Source organism: Methylophaga sp. F7 (genome assembly GCF_056863975.1).
This window is the reverse complement of the sequence record NZ_CM166511.1, coordinates 273,353-291,749: the sequence shown is the minus strand read 5'-3', so window position 1 is coordinate 291,749 and position 18,397 is coordinate 273,353. Positions and strand designations below refer to the sequence as shown.

Genomic DNA, 18,397 nt, shown 5'->3' with positions numbered 1-18,397 from the left:
CTGCTCCTTGAGAAGTCACAACGCTCGATATGGCGAGGGCTGGCGCTATTGTGTCAATAACTGCCAGGCTCTCGCACCGATAGAGTGCTGACTTTATCTTCGGAGACTGATAATGCCTGATATGAGTGCGCTGGATGCTTTGTGGATTTTAATTGCAGCAATGCTGGTGCTGATTATGCAGGGTGGATTCCTGTGTCTGGAGTCTGGTCTTACCCGAAGTAAAAATGCGATTAACGTAGCGCTTAAAAACGCCTTTGATTTGATCGTTACCGCCATGCTCTTCTGGCTGTTTGGTTTTGGCATCATGTTTGGGGCTCATGAAGGTCTGAAACTCGATACCCACTGGTTTATTGCCGATTTTTCCAGAGATGAATTCTGGCACGCCAGTTTTTTCTTTTTCCAATTAACCTTTTGTGCCACAGCCGCCACGATTGTCTCTGGTGCTATCGCCGAACGCAGTCGTTTTGTGGTGTATATCATCATTACGGCCTTGATCAGTTTGCTACTTTACCCGGTCTTTGGTCATTGGGTCTGGAGCAGCGCCGTAAATGAATCTCCTGGTTGGTTGGAAGCCATGGGCTTCACCGATTTTGCCGGCAGCACCGTAGTACACAGTGTGGGTGGCTGGGTAGCACTGGCCGCCGTGATTGTTATCGGCCCACGTACCGGACGTTTCATTCGAGGCAAAGTACAAAACATCCCAGGCAGCAACCTGCCGTTGGCGATTCTTGGCATGCTGTTCTTCATGATCGGTTGGATTGGCTTTAACGGTGGCAGTACACTGGCTTTTACCACGGCTATTGCCGGCATCATCGTCAACACCATCATTGCAGCCGCTGCTGGTGGAATCACGGCGATACTGCTTTCAAAAACACAACAGGATAATAGCCAGACCACCTCGCTCACCATTAATGGCACCCTGGCCGGACTAGTCGCTATTACCGCAGGTTGTCATGTAGTTTCAACGCCACAAGCGGCGGTGATTGGAAGCCTTGGCGCGCTGGTGATGTTTCTGGCTGAAAAACAAATGCACCGAATGCAGCTGGATGATGCTATTTCGGCGGTGCCAGTACACTTAGTCGCCGGAATCTGGGGCACGCTGGCCGTTGCACTTTTTGGTGATTTGCAACTGCTTGATACTGGCTTAAGCCGCTTTGACCAATTGCAGGTGCAATTGCTTGGTATATTTGCTTGTGCCCTGTTTATTTTCCCGCTGACAATCACATTTCTCTTTCTACTGAACCGTTTCATACCTTTGCGCGTCAGCATCGAAGCCGAGCAGCAGGGGCTGAATGTGTCAGAACATGGCGCGAAAACCGAACTGACGGATCTGCTTTCAGCCATGCAAACGCAAGAGCGTAGTGGTGATTTAAAGCAGCGAGTGCCAGTTGAGCCTTTTACCGAAGTTGGACAGATTGCCTCCCAATACAATCGGGTGATTGCTAACCTGAACCGCATGGTGACACGCACCCGCTTGATTGTGCGAGATATGCGTGACGGAGTGATCACCTTCTCCAGCCAGGGGATTGTGACCAGCGCCAATCCAGGCGTGGAAATTATGTTCGGCCTTCCTGCTCACCAGTTGGTGGGGCAGCCAACTGATGTTTTACTCCATGAACAAAACCAACAAACTTTTTCGGGCACAAGCCCGGAACGTTTATTTGTCACCCTGGCCAGTAGTCAACAACCGGGGCCTTATGAAATCATCGCCAGACACAGTCAGGGCAACCCCTTTACCCTGGAAGTCACCACCACCGCCAGTCCAACCGAGGAGGGCGTGCAATACAGCGCCATGCTGAGGGATATCAGCGAAAGAAAAAGATGGAGGCTCGTCTGCACCGCCACTCTGAGCTGGCACAAGTCACACTTGAAGCCATCACGGAAGCAGTTGTTACCTGTGATGCAGCGTATAACATCGTCTATCTTAATCCGATGGCCAGTGAACTACTGGGACAGACATCTGAAGAGGCATTCGGCAAGCCGATTGACGAGATTATTCTGATTGAAGACAGTGAAGCGACCCCAATTAACATCACGACATTGTGTCAGCAGTACTCAGTTAAAACGCCTAACACCAGCCAAAAACGTCTGTTTCTGCTGAAAAACAAGCAAGGTGATGAATTTGAAGTGCAACTGAACTGTGCGCCCTTGCTCGATACCAACCGACAAAATATAGGCTGGGTGGTTGCTTTACAGGACATTACCCAAAACAGTCGTTTGCAAAAGATGCTGAGCTTTCAGGCGGTGCACGACACCTTAACAGGCCTCATCAATCGACGTGAATTTGAAAAGCGTTTGGAATCGCTGATCAATGAAGCCCACCATGATAAAGCGGAGCACCTGCTCTGCTATCTCGATTTAGACCAGTTCAAATTGGTCAATGATACCTGTGGACACAGAGCCGGTGATGTACTGTTGAAGCAACTCTCAAATCTTCTTAAACCGGTATTACGTCAGAGCGATACTCTGGCACGGCTGGGGGTGATGAATTCGGAGTGCTGCTCAGTCATTGTCCAATTGAAAAAGGCCTGGACATTGCCGAGACACTGCGTAAAACCGTCACTGCTTTTCGTTTTTCCTGGGAAGGTCAGGTATTTTCTGTAGGCGTCAGTATCGGTTTGGTCAGTATTACCGAGGCCAGTGGCAGCCTGGATGAGGTGTTAAGCCATGCCGATGCCGCTTGTTATGCAGCCAAAGATCGCGGGCGTAACCGCGTTCACCTGTTTCAACCGGATGATATTCAGGCCCAGGAGCGCCAGGGTCAAATACAGTGGGCCAGTCGGTTACAAGAAGCACTCGATAAAGACCTTTTCCGGCTCTATTTTCAGACGATTGTTCCGCTGGAAAACAGCGATAACATCATGCCGCATTATGAAATTCTGGCTCGAATGATCGGACCAGAGGGTGAAATCATTCCACCAGGCGCCTTTATTCCAGCGGCCGAACGCTTTGGATTAATGCCAAAAATCGACCAATGGGTGATTCGCAACACACTGGCCTGGATGGGCGATCAACTTCGCCAGAACCAGCAGCCGGTTTTTTGCTCGATTAATCTATCCGGTGCCTCCATTGGTCGTGAAGACTGCTTGCAGTTAATTCAGGAACAACTGACTAAACGTAAAGTACCCGCGAATAATATTTGCTTTGAAATCACCGAAACCGCCGCCATCGCTGATCCAGCCAATGCTGCTCGCTTCATTACCGAACTGAAAGGCTTAGGCTGCCAATTTGCTCTGGATGATTTTGGTAGTGGTCTGTCTTCATTCGGCTATCTCAAACAATTACCGGTCGACTACCTGAAAATTGACGGTATTTTCATTCAAGAGCTAGCCAACAACCGGATTGACCAAGCCATGGTGGCGTCGATTAACAACATCGGCCATATTATGGGTTTAAAGACCATTGCCGAGTTTGTTGAAGACGCCGCAACACTGAATATCCTGCGTCAAATTGGAGTGGATTATGTTCAGGGCTTTTATCTGTCACGACCAGAGCCATTGGAATCACTCATGAGCGTCCGGGTAATGCCGCGTTAGATGATGGATATTTGGGATCCGCGTCCGGATTAAAGGGTTAGCCAAATAATTTAGTTTTATACTTTATCAAGCTGATTGAAAGAAATAACTCTATTCCTCGCCGATATTTTCGTTCCAGATGTCGTATCAAAGGTATCAGAAACGATTGTATTTAGAGAACTTTCAATCGACCTTATCTCCAAGGTTTCAATCTCAAATATCTTCTAATCGATTAGCTGACTGTGACATCACCATAATTTCATGCTCTTCAAAAGATCTGAGATCTTCCATCAACTCTTTTGCCGAGGATATATCCGCACAATCATGCAGGTAACGATAAAGGTCAATGATTTGCTGATGTTGATGAATGATTACTTGCATAATGTCGGTGGTTGATAGTTCAGAAAATGGTGCATCACAATGATGATGTTGCACGATGGGATTTTTATCAAAGTACTCATAGCACCAGGTATTTAACGCATGTTCATTCCCTGTGACTTCGAATTGGTGCACAGCATGTCCGAGCTTTTCTTCATGCTCTGACAAATAGTTAAGAAGCATTTGTGCTCGCGTATTTTCAGTTTTATCGGCACCACGTTTCAAACATTCTGTGAGGTGTTGATGAAACTCGCTTGTCCAATGAAGAACATCTCTTAACGTTTCAACTTTCATAATAATTTCCAGTATTTTTGTTTGCCGCTGTTATTGGAATAGTTTGAGGGATCAATTGAAGATCAAAGACACAGCCCCTAATCTTCACCGATATCTTCATTCCAGATTTCTGGGTTTTGGGCAATGAAATCGCCGAGCATTTGGATGCATTCCTGCGAGTTAAGATCGATGACCTCTACGCCAGTTTCGCGAAGCCAATCTAGCCCGCCGTCGAAATTTACGGATTCGCCAACAACCACTGTGCCGAAGTTGAATTGCCGTGCCAGCCCGCTGCAATACCAACAGGGTGCAAGTGTTGTGACCATGATTTTGTCGCGATAGGACTTTTGTCTTCCGGCCTTACGAAAGGCATCGGTCTCGGCATGAACAGAAGGATCATTTTCCTGAATTCGGCGATTGTGGCCTGCACCGAGTAGCTTGCCATTTTTATTGAAAACTGCAGCACCGATAGGAATACCACCCTCGGCTAATCCTTGACGCGCTTCATTGATCGCCACTTCCAGCAATGCCTTATAGTCAATGGTTGTCATGCCTGTGTTCCTTCTTCAGGTTGTGTAGATCAAAAGGTTGTAGATCTAAGGAGTCGGCCACCTTGATTTGCAAGTTAGCCATTGAATAATCGAAAAACCACATTATTGATGAAGTTTGCTCCTTTCTCTGTATGAAGCCAAAACAAACCACCTAAGTTCAACAAAACCGTTACCCAATAAACATTTATAAATGCTTTCTTAATCGATTTATGGCGTAATTTCTTTTGGGCAATATAGGCTCCTGGCCAACCACCTATTAGAGAAAGTAAGTGCAAGGTACTTTCTTGTATTCTCCATTGGCCATTTTGAGCCGCGGATTTATCCATCGCGTAAGCGATAAACGCGATTAGGCTCATGATTAGATATACACCGACAATAACTAAAGGCAACTTTCCACTAAAGACTGAGACCAACAGTCCAATGAAAAAGACAATCGTAAAGATACCACCGAAGCCTCTTTGGCTTTTTACTTTATCTCGTTTTTTGGGCTTGGAAATGTCACGAGCAAATTGAATATTTTCAGCCTTATAACGATTATTATTATCGCGAGCTATTTCATAGATAATGACTTCACCATTCGCGGGTCTTCGGGATGGTGGGTTAAAGGCCTTGATATGGACAAAAGCACGCTCTCCACCACCATTTGGCACGACAAAACCAAAGCCTCGATCATCATTCCAATTTGAAATTTTCCCTTGCAGCTTCATGCTTTCCCTCGCGTTTTATATCTACCAGTTAGTATGGTGCCTCTGGCATAACGTCGATATTGCTAGCTCAAAAATTATTTAGAGTGTTACCAGTTCAAATTTCAGCTTTACCCATCCATCTTCCAATCTGGTGGCCACCGTTTCACTGCGTTTTAATTGGTCGCTGTTCACTTCCGCGTTTTGTTGAATGTACTCGATAACGGTTTGCTGACGTTGTTCAGCTAATTGTTGCAACTGCGTGGCGGATATCGACTCGGCTTCAATTAATCGCTGTTTCAGATCAGCATTGTAAGCCAGCACATCTAGTGCAGCTGTTTCCTGAGTTTCGGTCTTTACAGTGAATTCCTGTTGCAGTGTCCTCAATATTGGACTTAACCCCGCCTCACGATAAAGTGTTTCCAAGACTGTTTGTCGACGTTCTGCCAATTGTGTTTCTGGATCAGTTTGATCTAGACGCGATTCAATACGTTGCTCAACGGCAGCTTGTTTTAGCTGTTGACGATCGGCTTCCATCGCAAAGGTTGGGGGGATGTTTATCGCCAGTTGCGGACGATCGGCTAATGCTCCTGCGAGCTTCTGTAATTTTTCCTGTTCCGGTGGAGCCAGGTCACTCTCACCGGGCCGGAAACGAATATTGTCTATCGGTTCCTCGTTATCACTGCCGAATAAACCTCCAAGAAATTTGAAAGGTGCAGTCACAATATTGGTTATCGCCTGGTTAATTGCTTGAGTAATTACCGCGCTCATATCAAATTCGGGATCATTGACACTTCCGCTTACTGGAATCGTCAGATCAATCACCCCTTCCTTATTTTTGAGTAACGATACTGCCAAATCAAGTGGCAAATCTAGCGCATCGGGCGCCTCAACCCGCTCCCCAAGCTTGATATCATGCAACACAATATTATTCGTTGCAGAAAGTTCACCCTCAACAACCTTATACGTCAGCTCTACGTCGCCACGTCCTTCGTCGATACGTCTACCTGCAAATTTGATTGTATAGGGGCTCATAGCAGGCAAATCTATATTACTGAACGACAGTTTTACCGTGGCAAATTCGCGAAGGGCTAACGGTTTTATCTCACCATCTATTTCCACCAGACCAAATTCATCAACCTTACCTTCCAATGTCAGCTCTACGGGTTGTTCAGAAAGCGTAGAAAAACCGCTTATTTCGCCATTGAGTGCCTGCATATGTGTATCAAAAACTATCGGCAAACTGGCATCGGTAAAACGCGAACTCGCGTTATTAATAATCGCTTGACCAATTGCCAACTCATAGCCATTGAAGAGACTGTCTTGATCTTTATTCTCTGTCTCAGCTTTGTCGTTTGGTTGCTCCTTGAGTAGTCCTCTTAGATTGGTTTCGCCATCTTCGTTGATAAATATGCGGGCATATAGTTCATCAACGATCACTTCTGAGATAGCCAGGCGTTGTTTCGCTAATGAAAAATCAATTGTATTAATGTCCAGCTGGTCAAAGCTGAACAGTTTTTCATTGTTTTTCTGATTATCGAGCTGCACATCTTCAACCGTTAGATTAGCCTGGAGGCTAAACGGCTTTTGTTGATTAGAGGTAATCTGGGCGGTGGAGCTGACTTCACCTTTTACAATACCAACATGTGCATACTTGCTGAGATAAGGTTGCACCGGCTTTAAGGCTAAATTATCTATAGTAGCCTCTGCCTGAACGGCCAGTTCTGGAAACAATTGAATTTCACCCTCAATCCCAATATCACCTCCTGTTTGCAAACTGATATCGGTAGTAAAAGGAATCTGATTACCCTCTGCCAGAGTGAAATTCTGCATGCTGCCAGACAGCATCATTGTAAGAGTAAAGGGCGTTTTCAGTTGCTCATCCATTAACGTCAGCTTGGTATTATTGATGGCCAGATTGGCGATATCGAGCTGGAGTGGTGATGCTTGCGTATCGGGTTCATCAGTGGCTGGATCAGGCATTTTTTCCAATACTTGTAACCAGTCGATTTCACCCTGCTCGTTTAGGGTTGCAGCCAGATTGAAATCATCCAGTGAAACCGATTTTATAGTGAGCTGATTTTCTGGATAAACATAAAGCCCATTACTAATGGTCAGCTTACCGCCTTTTACTAACGCTTCACTCTCACCGGGCTGGTGAATATCTAACTCGGCTATTTCGATATCTATCTCACTGAGATCTATTTTTTTAGTATCACCGGCCAAATTGATGTCGTAAGACGTTTGCAGTTCAACTCGGCCGCTATTCAGTTCAACAGGCAGCTGACCGTTAAAATAACGATATGGCGTCTGCAAACTGAAATTGTTCAGTGTTACCTGGCCTGCTACCTGTAACGGTGACATGCTTAACTTTCCATCTGCGGAAAATTTTGCGTCCTTTTCCAGTTCGATATCTAAATCTATATTGGCGGTTTGACTGGCCTCAGTGGAAAAATCTTGTAGCTGAATATTGACCGGACGTAATACCGTTTCAAAAGGCTCCTGCGGATTTTCATCACGATAATGAATCTCACCTTCGGTAAAACTTAACGCACCAATTTCCAAGGTAAACGGTGACGTGTTTTGTTTATCGGTTTGTTCATCAGTATCTTCCACCACTGCCTCAGAATCTTTTCCGGGCAGGGCAGCTATTAACTGCAGCCAGTTGAGATCACCCTGCTGGTTTCGGGTCAAAGCCAGTTTAAAGTCAGTCAGCGAAACGTTATCCAATATGAGCTGATTTTCTGGAAAAGCATAACTGGCGTTTTTTATCTCCAGTTTCCCGTCTTGCAATAACGCTTTGGTCATGCCCGGCTGAAGAATACTAAAACCGGTCAAGCCTATATCAATCGCACTGAGATCAATATCTGCCGCTTCATCGGCAAAATCGATATCGTAGGATAATTGTAAATCCAGCCGCCCCTGGTTCAATTCAAATGGCAACTGTGCCTTAAAATAACGATAGGGCGACTGTAAACTGAAATTATCCAGCGTTATCTGACCCGATAACTGTAACGGAGACATGCTTAGCTTTCCGTCTGCGGACAATTTTGCGTCATTTTCCAGCCCGACCGCCAAATCTAAACTGGCGTTTTGACTGGCCTCCGTGGAAAAATCTTGCAGATGAATATTGATCGGACGCAATACCGTTTCAAAAGGCTCCTTGGGTACTTCATCCCGATAATGAATCTCACCATTGGTATAGTTAACCTCAGCTATTTCCAAGCTAAATAAAGATTCGTCCTGTTCGCTGGATTGATTGGCTTCGTCTTCAGCCGCTTCCTCTTTAGCTGAAGCTGCCCAGCTGTCTGCCAGTCTTGTCAGCGTATTAGCCGTTGTCGAATAACGTCGGAAATGCAGTGTTGTATCGGCCAGGTTGATTTCTTCCAGTCGTAAAGTCAGTCTCGCCAGGTGCAAAGGTTGCAGATTGAGGTAAAGCTTTTCTGATGCTGCCAGCGGCTCATCCTGCTCCGTGGTTAATTGCAGATTGTCGACTGTCGCTTCAAATGTATAGGGATTGAAATATATGTTTTCGACACTGGCCTCAACGCCCAGTCTCTGTTGCATTGTCTTCACCAACTGGCGCTCTGCCAGCCACGGAACCAGTAAAAATCCTATCAAGGTATATAACAGCAGAATACTGACAACCCAGATCAGCAAACTTCGATATTTCAGAAAGGTGTTTTTGACAGATTTCATGACTGATGGCTTATCTCAAAGGCAGAGATAAGTCAGTGTACCTAAATATTGCGACTGAGCGTAATCAATAGGCTAAATTTGATTGTTGTATTCAAGCTGCCATTCAGAATAAGCGTTATTACATCATCTTTGGTGTTTCAACCAGTTCTGCCTTAGGCATGCTGAAATAGGCACCTTGGGAAAAATCAATATCGAGTGCCTGGACTTGTTTCTGTACGGCTTCGCAGTGAACAAATTCCGCAACGGTTTTAATGCCGAGACTACGGGCAAATTGCACTACACCACGGGTAACAATAATGGCTGATTGATCATCATTGAGATTTCTTATCAGGCTACCATCGATTTTGATGAGATCCACATTGAGACGCAGCAAATGTTCAAAGTTCGAGTAGCCTGTGCCGAAATCATCAATGGCAATTTTACAGCCAAAGCCTTTGGCTTTATCGATAAACCGACGGACTTCGTTGTAATTATCAATACCATCGGATTCAAGGATTTCGAAAATTAACCTTTTTCCAACCTGATAGGTTTTGAGCTGGTCAAAAATAAACTGGGTTAATTCGGTATCCAGTAAATCACGATAGGAAAGATTAATAGAAAATTCGTAATCCAGTTCGGCAAATTTCTGGAACGATTTTTCCACCATCACCCGTGTCAGCATGCTATCCAGACGTAAATTACTGGCCACCGGCAAAAATACACCGGGACTGATAACCTGCCCATCTGGATCAATCATTCTGATCAGGCATTCATATTTGGTTATCTCACCACTTTGATTATCCATTATGGGTTGGAACCACGGAACAATCCGGTTTTGCTGTAATGCTTGTTTTAGTTGTCTGGCCCAGAACAGGTTTTGTTCGTAAATACGCTCTACATCTTGCTTACTGTCATAGATCGCATAATGCCGTGACTTATCACGAGCAATTTTTAATGCGGCTGTGGCGTAACTGATCAATATATCCGGTGAGCTGTCTTTGTCAGGGTCGGCATCATGCTGACCTGCTGCACCAAGGGTTGCCGTTATGCTGATATCCTGATCCTGCCATTGCAGTTGCTGCTCTTGCAGAAAGTCACTTAACTGCCTCAGGAATCCGGTCAGAAACTCCTTGGACCAATCAAAACCCAACAGCACAAATTCATCACCTGATAAGCGATACAGTTTGGCGCTGTCAGCGTGATTATAATCCTGACAAAATGCCCCAATGTTAGTGGTTAGGCTTTGCAAAACCGCATCACCACAATCATTTCCAAAGATACTGTTTAATTCTCGAAACCGATCGATATTCACCAGAATTAAGGTGCAGTTTTGATGTTGCTGCAAATCCAGTAATAACCTTGCCCGGTTAGGTAAACCCGTCAGCTGATCGGTATAGGAGGCTTGCAACTCCTGCATCAGCAAAGCAATACGATAGACCAGATAAGCCGATAGCAGCAAAATGACAATACTGGTTGCAATCAGGATCCGTTGATTAATCACCCGCATCGGGGCAATAACAGCATCAATTTCATTCTTGGGCACGCCCACTGCAAATAGCATCTGAGCCGGTGTGGTCGCGGCATAAAGCACATATTCAATATCTTCAACAGCAAACTGATGCGTTTGCAGCAGGGCTTTTTGCTGTTGGGATTTAAGCTGAGAAATAGCGTTGTTGGATGCCAGTTTAATAAAATCCTGGCTCATTACCGAGTCAATGATCTTCTGGGCATAACGTTCATTATTTAATCTGCTCAAGCTGGATAATTTGCGTTTATTTTTATCGATTAGCAGGGCAAAGGTATTTGGCGTGATGCTGACCTGACTGACGAGATCAATTATCTGTTTCGCTTCCCAGTCTGTTGATGCATACCCAACCACTTGCTGCTGGCTGTTCAAAATAGGTTTTATCAGCGTCAACACGGCACTGTCCGTGATTTCATTGTAATAAGCTGGCGTCCAACGGATTTCATTGCCTTTAAGTTTCGTTTTGTCTGTAACAGCAATACCTGCCAAATCGAACCATTGTTGTTGCTCAATGTTTAAGAGTCGGGAACTTGATTCAGTTAACACTTGGATGCTGTTCGTTTTATCCCGAAATACATAGCGTGATAACGGCTGTCCTTTCAGGCTGACGTATTCTGGATCAAACCAGATCCCGACCGCTAATGTGCCTTCAAAGTCTTTCAGCTTGTCCTGTAACATCATGCCTAACTCGGCATTTAACACCTGAGAGTTACTTTCTGAAGCAAATAAATCTGCAAACAGGCTGCCGATACGCGCTAAGCCATTGGTGTCACGTTCCAATGCACTTTGGGTTTGGACAATTTTGTTCAGATTACTGAAAAAAGTCTCTTCAATCTGCTTCTGGCGAACTTCGCCAATGGTATCTTCCGAATAATTCAGATTCAGTGACGATAAAATCCACATCCCGGCAATAAACAGGATGACCAGCATAAACAACATCCACAGGATGAGTTTTTTGGAAGAATCGACCAGTAATGAACGAAGCATCAGATGATGACCATTTTATACATCCTTAAAAGCCCTTAATTCTGACCGTCAAGAACGCGTTGAATTTGCTGTCGAGCCAGATTAATAGCCTCAGGATTCACTTGAGGGCGAAGATTTTCCGCCAGCTTTTCTGCCTCGGCTGAACCTTGTTGTTGGGCTACTTCATACCAGATGACCGCTTGGGCTTTTTCCTCAGTAAGGTCACTTTGTTGTAACTCTCGTCCCATCAATAAAGAAGACTCAGCATATCCAGCACGAGCAGCTTGAATCAGCCATTTTTCTGCTTGTGTGATGCTCGCTGGATTTTTATTTTGTTGAATTAACAACGCTCCCAGCGAATGTTTGGCCGGAACATAATTATTTAAGGCCGCACGTTGAAACCATTTGAGCGCCAGATCTGTATTCTGTTGGGTGCCTTTACCCATTTCATAAAATAAACCCAGCATATGTTGTGCTTCGGCATAACCATCCTGCCCAGATTTCTCAAACCATTTAAAAGCGGTTTGATAATCCTGTTGCACACCAAGCCCCAAAGCATAGAGCTCACCAATAAGATAACGAGCGCGTGGTGAGTCCTGTTCAACTTTCTCCGCCCATTGCAGAGATTGAGAATATTCCGTCAGAGCTTTATGAATAACCGCCATATTTAATTGGGAGCGCACGTCGCCATTTTTCGCCGGGGACAGACAGGCCTGTTTGGCTTCGCGAAAATTGCTGATGGTTGTCAACAAATAACAGTCGTTTAACTGTTCTTTATTCACATTTGAAACAATGGCTTTATCCACCACCACTTTTTCATCAGAGACGGGAGGTTCGGCTTGAGAAGATGCTGTGGGTGCTTGTTTGTTGGCTTCGGCCAGTCTCACAGCAAACTGTTCAACATCTTTTGGGCAGGAGTAGCTGTATCCCGCCTTATACAGATTCAATGACTCTTGAGTAAGCGGTCGAGTGAGATATTTATCGGCAATTTCCTGGCAGCGAACTTTACGTTCTGCACTGACCTTTCGTAGTGGTTCGGCACGACGTTCATCATCAATATGCTGATTGATATAATCGGTGAGCGGATCGATATAGGGCTGGGCAAATAAAACGTCAATTTCATCATCGTAATCTGCCGCCGCCCCATCACTGGTTTGTGCTAGCCACTCTCTGGATTGCGCAAAAATATCCTTTGGCTGATAACCAGCGCAGCCAAAGAGCATACTGCTAAAAAGCAGAGTTAATGCCAGTCGTTGCAATTTTAACCTTTAACATCAAATTAGAATGTATTAATGTAGGTTAATCTAATTTTGGGTAAATTTCCTTTATTTATGTAGGACATTAATTGTCTGATCGCTTATCAGCTGTCTTTATATCTAATCTCAAGTCTGTTCTATTGCAAATCATGACGCGTTTTGCAGAAAAACCTCATCCCCTAGCTGAATTACTGCACTTTGTTTGATGGCTCCATAAACACCCAGATTTTGATCGGCTTGTTTCACAATGCTGCGTAATATGCTGCTGTCGGATTCCAGTTTTTGTTGAGATCGGGTCACTGCCCCACAACGCGGTGTGCTGCTATTGCATTCAATGGTGGCACGACCAATTCGTAGTTTATTATCAATCCATGCCTGTTCAACCAGTCCTTCCATACCGGGCAGCGTTTCAATCACCAGATTGGGCCGAAAGCGTTGCACATCCCAATCGGCTTCCGGATTAAGTTGTTGCATATGGGCTAGCGTCGCAGTGGTGAGCAGATGAAAAGGTGTCACCAAAAAAACGTACCTGGGAGAGACACAAAATCCTTTGCTGCTGATGGCAAGTCATCCAGGATCTCTGGCAAAGGTTCACCGGCTACTCGATCAAACGTGGCTTTTAATTCTTCCAGCCAGGTATGGTCATCTTTTTTATGCCGCCGATAAAAATCCAGCTCGGCTAGGGGCCTCAGCGATTCAAGGGTCGAATTATGGCCGGTTAATTCAGATAACAAACTATGGATCTGGGGATCGTCACTGCCTACAACACGACCATCCGGAAAATGAATATCGACCTGATCATGTGCCCCGGTCATCTGGGTACTGCGACAACGGGCAACACAACGTAATAACTGGGGCCTGAATTTACAGCTTTGAATTTCCTGACGTGCCACATCACGCAACGCCCAGATACGATCGCCTTGCAAGCCCATATCGCCAAGATGGCAATAGTTCAGGCTTTCTCCCGCCATACCTTTCACCGGATAACGCCAGATTTGTTTTACAGTTCCTACTTTGATCATGAATGCTCCTGAAAGATTCGATACGTTCAGTTTTTCATGCTCACGTCGTTGTAATGCACGCTATTATTTTATGGCAGAGCCATCCGGAAATAGAGACGTTTTGAAACAGTTATTCTGTTCCGAAGCTATTACTGCCCGTCAGTGAACGCAGTTTATTTACGGCCAACGAAGCCGCTGCTGTACGGGTTTCCACTCCCAGTTTGGTAAACACATGTTCCATATGTTTATTGACGGTACGTGGACTGGTACCGAGAATCTCACCAATACTTTTGTCGGTTTTGCCAAGGATCACCCAGTGCAATACTTCCGACTCCCGATTGGTTAAATTGAATACCGCTCGCAAGGCTTCAATCTGTGCGGTTTCAGACTCTTCTCGTAACAGGATCAGCCATTGCTCTTCACTTTGCAGATCAGCAGGGTTAAAAATAAGTCGCCCGGTGGGTTTATGCACAATGTAAGGACGTAACCGTCTTTCTCCCCCTGATGTAACTGCAACACCCAATCCTGCAAGGCTTCGGGGGTATCCTGAATCAATAGATCGTCTTCATGACTCATATATTTTTCAATCAACTGACGCGCCAGAGGTGTCTGCCAGACAATTTTGCCGGTGCTCGGTAATACCGCAATAGCAGCCTGACCGAATGCATCCAGAGCGCCCTGCGTCTGATTGATCAAACGGGAGTTTTTCAAATGGGTATTAATCCGGGCAATAACTTCGACAGGGCTCAACGGTTTGGTCACATAATCGATGCCTCCTGCTGAGAACCCGGCTACCACATGCTCGGATTCGGTCAGACCAGTCATAAAAATCACCGGAATATGGCGGGTATTCAGATCATGCTTAAGGTGCCTGCAAACTTCAAAACCATCCATACCTGGCATTAACGCATCCAGCAGAACAATATCCGGAGTTGCGTCCAGACTGATTTTTAATGCGGATTCACCATTATCGGCCACCAGAACGGTATAACCGGATTCCACCAAAGCATCATGTAAAAGCGCCAGCGTATCGGGGGTGTCGTCGACCACCAGCACTACTGCATTAAGCGGGCTTTCAGACATTAGCTAATTTCTCTTCTATAAAGGTTTTCATGGTGCCTAATTGAAATTTTTCAGACATTTGGCGTATTTCACTAACAAACTGTCCGCAGGCCAGTCCTTGTTCATCAATCTCGGTAATCAGTTTACGGACGCCGACCAGATAGCCCATGTTGATCATCTCCAGCAAGTTATTTAAGACCTCAACCGGGGGCAGTGAATATTCCACCACGGAAGTTTCTGATACCAGTTCTTCCTTGCTCTCGATCCATTGCAGATTCAATCGTTCGCCAATCCAGTTGATCAGTTCAAATAGATTGACCGGTTTCAGGATAAAGTCTTTATCAGTAATACCCGATGAATTTTCAAGGTTTTTATCAAAGGCATTGGCTGAAATAATGCCGATTTTGACATCAGACTTATGTACATTACGGATCAGATGACAGGTTTCCCAACCGTCCATTTCCGGCATCGCTAAATCCATAAAAATGATTTCGGGCTGAAAGTCCGGATAAATCCGTAAACATTCGGCTCCCGATGCGGCTTCTCTGACGTCAAACCCCAGCGGCTCAAGAATATTTAACAGCAGTTCCCGATCCACCGGTTCGTTATCGACCACCAGTAATTTACGCCGCGGTCCCCGGTAACCCACTGGCATTCGGGTGGAGATAAGCGGCAAATCTTCTTCGACCCGCACTGAGGGTAAAAACAGTCGGACAAAAAATGTGGTGCCTTTGCCTACGTGGCTTTCAACATGCAAAACACCGCCCATCAACTCAGTGAGCAACTTGCTGATCGTCAGTCCCAATCCGGTACCACCGATTCCCTGCGCCGCACTGCCCCGAATAAACGGCTCAAAAATATGATCCAGTTCGGATTGCTTGATGCCCGGGCCGGTATCTTCAACTTCTATCGAGAGAAATTCGCGGGCATGGTTAAAGCGCAGATAAATAGCCCCTTCACTGGTGTATTTCACTGCATTACCAATGATATTAATCAATATCTGGCTTAAACGTTTGTGATCAGCACGCACGATACGAGGTAAATCCGAGCTGATCTCATATTCAAATTTCAGCCCTTTATTAATCGCCTGCAATTCAAACATACTGATAATTTGCTGGATATATTCAGGAAAACGCAGTGATTTGATATCAAATTGCAGCTTTCCACCTTCTATACGGGCAATATCCAAAGTACCTTCAATCAACGACAGCAGATGCTCACCGCTACGCAGAATGACTTTAATGGCATTTTTATTTTCTGCCGTTACATCAGCATTGTTATCCATCAATTGGGCATAGCCCAGAATGCTGTTTAATGGGGTACGTAACTCATGACTGATACCAGTTATATAGCGACTTTTGGCCTGGTTTGCCTGTTCTGCAACAACCCGTGCCTGCTGCAGTTCAGCATCGGTTTGTTCATGCAAAATGATTTCACGCTGCAGCAAGCTGGTTTGATGGTTGGATTCCTGCTGCGCCACATTGCGGCTTTGCGAAGTCAGAATCAGCCACCAGACAATAATGCCACTGACCAGAACCAGAGCGGCAAAAGCCTTGAGAAAACCCACTTGTATTTCAGGCAAAATCTGCGCTGCGTTGTCCGTGGTGGTCAGTGATATATGCAGATAGATCAATCCAAAAATGGATGCCAGTAATAACACCGTCATCCCCATCAGCAGGATGTAATGTCCTACACCATTCTGGATATAGCCCCACAAGGATTTAGGCAAGAGTTTTGTCATGGTCGCCTGCCACTGCGAATCCAGTTTGGCATGTGGCTTACAAGCATCATTGCAGCGAGCATCCAGACAACAGCACAATGAGCAGATAGCACCCTGATAGGCTGGACAATAGGCTATGTCATCAATTTCATATTCCCGCTCACAAATACTGCAGATTTCTTTGGTTTTGCCGGGATGAAACTTATACGGCTGGCGCGCCAGGTAATATTTTCCCTTGGTCCACCAGGCAAATAATGGAGAACAGATTAACGCCGTAAACATGGCGATAAACGATGAAAATGACTGCGCCTCCAGGCCAAATACGCCGACAAATGCCAACACTGAAAACAAAGAGGCGATGGCCATTGCCCCCACCCCAACCGGATTAATATCATATAGATAGGCCCGGCGGAATTCGACGCCTTTGGGACTTAAACCCAGGGGTTTATTAATCACCAGATCGGCTACTACAGCCGTGATCCAGGAAATAGCAATATTCGAATATAGTCCCAAAATCTGTTCCAGTGCCTGAAACACATCCAGCAGCATCAGCATGGTGGCTATCAACACATTGAATAATAACCACACCACACGGCCAGGATGGCTGTGGGTCAGGCGGGCAAAGAAATTGGACCAGGCCAGTGAACCAGCGTAAGCATTAGTGATATTGATCTTGATTTGTGACAGCACCACAAAAAATACTGTGACCGCCAGCAATACATCCGCGTTGGAGAAAACATAGCTAAATGCCACATGGTACATATAGGTGGGGTTAACGGCTTCTTCAACCGACTTTGCGCCATTTAACACCAGATAAGCCAATAACACCCCGGCAAACATTTTGATCATGCCGATAAAAATCCAGCCCGGACCGGCGAATATGACTCCTAAATGCCAACGAAAACGGTTTTTTTGGGTTTTTTCCGGCATAAATCGCAGAAAGTCGACCTGTTCACCCACCTGAGGGATCAATGCCATACCGATGGCAATGGCGGTACCAAACATGTAAATATTAAACGTACTGTCATAACCGGAGCTGCCGGCAAAATTCATCAAGCCCCGAATGGCATCGGGTTCTTTGGCAAAAATAAAGATAAATGGCAACACCATGAGGAACAACCAGATCGGTTGGGTGATCATCTGAATCCGACTGATTAAGGTCACACCATGCGTGACTAAAGGAATTACGATCACTGCTGAAATCAAATACCAGACATAAATCGGCCATCCAAAGTACATATTTAAGGCGTAGGCCATGATCACGGCTTCAAGCGCAAAAAGAATAAAGGTGAAGGTCGCGTAGACAAATGAAGAGATAGTAGAACCGATGTAGCCAAATCCCGCACCGCGGGTCAGCAAATCCATATCCAGGCCGTATTTGGCGGCATAATAACTGATGGGCAAACTGGTCATAAAGATAATCAGACTAATGGTCAGAATGGCCCAAAAGGCATTCACAAAACCAAAATTGACAGCTAGTGCACCGCCGATAACCTCCAGAACCAGAAAGGAAATAGCACCCAGTGCCGTATTGGAGACACGAAAAATTGACCACTTTCTGAAAGAGTGGGGTGTGAAACGCAGCGCATAGTCTTCCAACGTTTCATTAGCGACCCAGGTATTGTAATCACGACGAATTTTGACAATACGCTGTGGTGCATTATGTTCTGATGAATCCATCAAAGCTTCACTTCCTGATACATTTAGCCCAACCGATTGATGGATATCCATGCTCCAGATTAAATGCGCTGGGTGTAACTTACCCAATAACATCATAATGTACGAGCAG

General features: G+C 45.4%; 13 protein-coding genes and 1 pseudogene. 3 read left to right on the top strand and 11 right to left on the bottom strand.

All coding sequences use genetic code 11. The annotated features are described in order from the left end of the window. The first annotated feature begins 112 nt into the window (after positions 1-112). The 3 genes and pseudogenes from amt (at position 113) to AC08OG_RS01485 (ending at position 3,536) form a co-directional block, all read left to right on the top strand. Positions 113-2,002, top strand: a complete 1,890-nt coding sequence (gene amt, locus AC08OG_RS01495; protein ID WP_482929933.1) for an ammonium transporter — start codon at positions 113-115, stop codon at positions 2,000-2,002. Beyond that, positions 1,915-2,663: pseudogene (locus tag AC08OG_RS01490) on the top strand (diguanylate cyclase domain-containing protein); the annotation flags it as partial. The gene amt and the pseudogene AC08OG_RS01490, both read left to right, overlap by 88 nt. Continuing rightward, complete coding sequence (locus AC08OG_RS01485) at positions 2,658-3,536, top strand: EAL domain-containing protein (RefSeq protein WP_482930566.1); 879 nt, start codon at positions 2,658-2,660, stop codon at positions 3,534-3,536. The pseudogene AC08OG_RS01490 and the gene AC08OG_RS01485, both read left to right, overlap by 6 nt. A 192-nt stretch (positions 3,537-3,728) precedes the next feature. Here AC08OG_RS01485 and AC08OG_RS01480 read toward each other — a convergent pair whose 3' ends face one another. From AC08OG_RS01480 to AC08OG_RS01430, 11 genes are all read right to left on the bottom strand, one after another. After that, positions 3,729-4,187, bottom strand: coding sequence for an ATPase (locus AC08OG_RS01480; RefSeq protein WP_292403638.1), 459 nt, complete (start codon positions 4,185-4,187; stop codon positions 3,729-3,731). Between the two features lie 77 nt (positions 4,188-4,264). After that, positions 4,265-4,717 (bottom strand): nucleoside deaminase, encoded by a 453-nt coding sequence (locus tag AC08OG_RS01475; protein WP_482929932.1) that lies wholly within the window; start codon positions 4,715-4,717, stop codon positions 4,265-4,267. A 74-nt stretch (positions 4,718-4,791) separates the two neighbouring features. Beyond that, positions 4,792-5,424 (bottom strand): DUF1294 domain-containing protein, encoded by a 633-nt coding sequence (locus tag AC08OG_RS01470; protein WP_482929931.1) that lies wholly within the window; start codon positions 5,422-5,424, stop codon positions 4,792-4,794. A 78-nt stretch (positions 5,425-5,502) separates the two neighbouring features. Then, positions 5,503-9,099 (bottom strand): DUF748 domain-containing protein, encoded by a 3,597-nt coding sequence (locus tag AC08OG_RS01465; protein WP_482929930.1) that lies wholly within the window; start codon positions 9,097-9,099, stop codon positions 5,503-5,505. 118 nt (positions 9,100-9,217) lie between these two features. After that, complete coding sequence (locus tag AC08OG_RS01460) at positions 9,218-11,590, bottom strand: EAL domain-containing protein (RefSeq protein WP_482929929.1); 2,373 nt, start codon at positions 11,588-11,590, stop codon at positions 9,218-9,220. A gap of 35 nt (positions 11,591-11,625) precedes the next feature. Beyond that, entirely contained in the window at positions 11,626-12,828 is a 1,203-nt protein-coding gene (locus AC08OG_RS01455; RefSeq protein ID WP_482929928.1) for a tetratricopeptide repeat protein, read from the bottom strand. A 144-nt stretch (positions 12,829-12,972) separates the two neighbouring features. Continuing rightward, entirely contained in the window at positions 12,973-13,341 is a 369-nt protein-coding gene (locus AC08OG_RS01450; RefSeq protein ID WP_482930565.1) for an MOSC domain-containing protein, read from the bottom strand. Then, on the bottom strand, positions 13,338-13,847 hold the full coding sequence (locus AC08OG_RS01445) for an MOSC N-terminal beta barrel domain-containing protein (protein WP_482929927.1): 510 nt from the start codon (positions 13,845-13,847) through the stop codon (positions 13,338-13,340). The genes AC08OG_RS01450 and AC08OG_RS01445 overlap by 4 nt, the downstream gene beginning before the upstream one ends. Positions 13,848-13,956: 109 nt before the next feature. Next, the gene (locus tag AC08OG_RS01440) at positions 13,957-14,298 is read right to left on the bottom strand and encodes a response regulator transcription factor (protein WP_482929926.1); all 342 of its coding nucleotides are present in this window, start codon (positions 14,296-14,298) and stop codon (positions 13,957-13,959) included. Further along, the gene (locus tag AC08OG_RS01435) at positions 14,232-14,909 is read right to left on the bottom strand and encodes a response regulator (protein ID WP_482929925.1); all 678 of its coding nucleotides are present in this window, start codon (positions 14,907-14,909) and stop codon (positions 14,232-14,234) included. The genes AC08OG_RS01440 and AC08OG_RS01435 overlap by 67 nt, the downstream gene beginning before the upstream one ends. Beyond that, complete coding sequence (locus tag AC08OG_RS01430) at positions 14,902-18,339, bottom strand: hybrid sensor histidine kinase/response regulator (protein WP_482929924.1); 3,438 nt, start codon at positions 18,337-18,339, stop codon at positions 14,902-14,904. The genes AC08OG_RS01435 and AC08OG_RS01430 overlap by 8 nt, the downstream gene beginning before the upstream one ends. Positions 18,340-18,397: the final 58 nt, after the last annotated feature.